Origin of the sequence: Escherichia sp. KCJ4928, from assembly GCF_004352695.1 — a bacterium.
Taxonomy (GTDB): domain Bacteria; phylum Pseudomonadota; class Gammaproteobacteria; order Enterobacterales; family Enterobacteriaceae; genus ECMA0423.
In genome coordinates, this window is record NZ_SJWV01000666.1 from 1 (window position 1) to 346 (window position 346).

The window sequence follows — 346 nt, forward strand, 5'->3', positions numbered from 1 at the left end:
GAATATGCCCGCTTTGGCGGAACCGATGTCTGCCCTGCCGTGGGCGAGCTGCCGGGCGGAGACAGCCAGGTGCGATCGCTCTATCAGGGTGCAGGCACAGCAGATACCCCTGCCGCCCTCACCTGGGCTCAGAAACAGATTGATGCTGCCACGGCTTACATGAAAAACACCGCCAGACCGTCAGCGGGTCGTGCCCCGGGGAAAGGTGAAGTGGGAACACAGACCGGGCGCACGTATGTGGGCCTGCAGAATGAATACAACGGCATCATCGATGCCGCTTCTCATCCGCAACTGTCACTGATAGCTGACAGTACCCCTAATGAGGCCACCCGTGGAGCGCTGACTG

1 protein-coding gene is annotated in these 346 nt (G+C 60.7%); it reads left to right on the forward strand.

The window, feature by feature from the left end:
• Nucleotides 1-346, forward strand: a 346-nt coding sequence (gene traW, locus E0D98_RS26160; RefSeq protein WP_165941087.1) for a conjugal transfer protein TraW, incomplete at both ends; no start/stop codon positions are given.